The organism is Brevibacterium sp. HMSC08F02, from assembly GCF_001807555.1.
GTDB lineage: Bacteria > Actinomycetota > Actinomycetes > Actinomycetales > Brevibacteriaceae > Brevibacterium > Brevibacterium ravenspurgense.
The window spans coordinates 121774-124129 of record NZ_KV789364.1 but is presented as its reverse complement, the minus strand read 5'-3'; the positions used below and the strand labels follow the sequence as shown (position 1 = coordinate 124129).

Annotated in this window: 1 protein-coding gene; it reads left to right on the top strand. The window is 60.1% G+C overall.

Annotated features, from left to right (window positions below):
- Positions 1-195: 195 nt before the first annotated feature.
- Entirely contained in the window at positions 196-2214 is a 2019-nt protein-coding gene (locus tag HMPREF3172_RS08620; protein WP_070516816.1) for a BCCT family transporter, read from the top strand.
- Positions 2215-2356: the final 142 nt, after the last annotated feature.

Sequence of the window (2356 nt, the reverse complement as noted above, 5' to 3'; positions counted from 1 at the left end):
GCATTAACGCGTGAATCTGCATTAGAGCGTGATTCCAGCCTGGGAACGGGTGCGCGGCAGCTGTCTGAGCCGACACAGCCCACAAACTCAAGGCACGAGGCGGAAGGCGACTTCCGCCTCGTTCTTTTGTTCTGTTTTCCTCCCCGAAAAGCGATGATCTTGCAATAGGTCGGGGGATTCCTAAGGTATACAGATATGAACGAAAAGCCTCAGACACCTGCGGAAGAGAAAAGCACTCCGCCGGCGACACCCCAGGGCAAACTGGATAAGACCCTGCGCGCCGGTAAGAAGATCTTTCAGCCGCCCAAATACCCTCACGGGGTTCATCCGGCGCTCGTGCCGGGCGTGTCGATTGAAGACCAGCGTGTTCGCTACGGCGTTGACAAGCCGATCCTCGTGGTCGTCGGTGCGCTCATCGTGTCCTTCGTGGCCTGGGGCATTGCCCAGCCGGAGGTTGTGAACAGCGTTTCCGGTGCGATGCTCACGTGGACGATGCAGAACCTCGGCTGGATCTTCACGGTGATTGCCGCGGGCCTGCTCATCTTCCTTTTGGTTTTGGCTTTCAGCCGGGCCGGCCGCATCCCACTGGGGCTCGACGGTGAAAAACCCGAGTTCTCCACCGGTTCGTGGGCGGCGATGCTGTTCGCGGCGGGAATCGGCATTGCGCTGATCTTCTTCGGCCCCTACGAACCGCTGCTGCACTACCTTGAGCCGCGGCCCAACGCCTATGAGGGCGGAACCGATCCCGCCATCGTCGGCGGACTCGTGCAGACCGCGCTGCACTGGGGTCTCAACGCCTGGGCTATTTACGCCATCGTGGGTCTGTCAGTCGCCTACTTTTCGTTCCGCCGCGGGCGCGTGCCGCTCATGTCGTCAATCCTCAGCTTCATCACGGGTGATTCGAATACGTTGGGCTCGCGGATCATCGACGGCCTGGCCATCATCGCCACCCTGTTCGGAACCGCCGCCTCACTGGGCATCGGTGCTCTGCAGATTGCCCGGGGTGCCCAGGTGGTCACCGGTTGGAACACCGCCGGCAACACGATTGCCATCCTCATCATCATGGTGCTGACAATCGGCACCATCATCTCGGCCGTTTCGGGTGTTTCGAAGGGCATCCGCATTCTGTCGAATACCAACATGTGGCTGTCGGTCGGTTTGGCGTTCTTCTTCCTGATCCTCGGCCCGACGGCGTTCCTGCTCAACGTCGTACCCGGCGTCGTCATCGACTACGTGGGTGAACTGCCGACAATGTTGGCGCGCAACATGTCCGAGGGAGAGGACGCGGAGGCGTTCCTCACCGACTGGACGATCTTCTACTGGGCATGGTGGGTCAGCTGGTCGCCGTTCGTCGGCATCTTCACCGCGAAGATCTCGCGTGGACGCACCATCCGTCAGTTCGTCATGGGTGTACTGCTCATCCCGTCGTCGATCATCGTGCTGGCCTTCACCATTCTGGGCGGCACCGCGATCTACCTTGAGCACACGGCAGGTGCAATCACCGGCGGCACCGGCGAAATGCCGGCACCGGAAGAGACCATCTTCATTGTGCTCGACCACCTGCCCGGCGGACAGATCGTCGCTCCGCTTCTCATGTTCATGCTGGCCATCTTCTTCATCACGACTGCAGATTCGGCTTCACTGGTCAACTCGCAGCTGGCACAGAAAGGCAATCCCTTCCCTCGCCGCGGCGTGACCGTGTTCTGGTCGCTGTGCATGGCCGGCATCGCCGTTGTGATTCTGCTGACCGGCGGAGACGACGCCCTGCAGGGCCTGCAGAACCTCATTGTCATCACGGCCCTGCCGTTCTCGGTCATCATCGTGCTCATGTGCGTGGGGCTGTGGAAGGCGCTGCGCAGTGACCCGCGCACGTACCGGCAGAACTACCAGCGCAAGGTCCTCGACAACGCCGTTCGCTACGGTCTGGAGAACTACGGCGACAACTTCGCCGTCAAGGTCGAACAGACCGAACCGAACTCTGAGTACTCTGCGGGCTACGGTTTCGATTCCACATCGGAAGAAGCGACCGACTGGTATCAGCGCACAGACTCTGAGGGCAACCCGGTGCCGTACGACTACGAAACCGGCGAATACCTCGATCCGCACGGCCAGCTTGACTTCATGACGAAGGAACAGCGCCGTGAACGTGCCAAGATCGAAAAGGAAGCTCGCAAACGCGCCAAGCGCATGAATAAGCGCTCCAGGAAACGCTGAGGTTTCCTTTCTAACCAGACTCACGCGTTAATGCAGCTTTGCGCTGTAATGCGCTGCATTAACGCGTGAATCTGCATTAGAGCGTGATTTTGGCCTGGGAACGGATGCGCGGCAGCTGTCTGAGTCGGCTCAGCCCACAAAC

Coding starts and splice junctions, on each gene's coding strand:
- HMPREF3172_RS08620 (WP_070516816.1), top strand. CDS start 196: ATGAACGAAAAGCCTCAGACACCTGCGGAAGAGAAAAGCACTCCGCCG.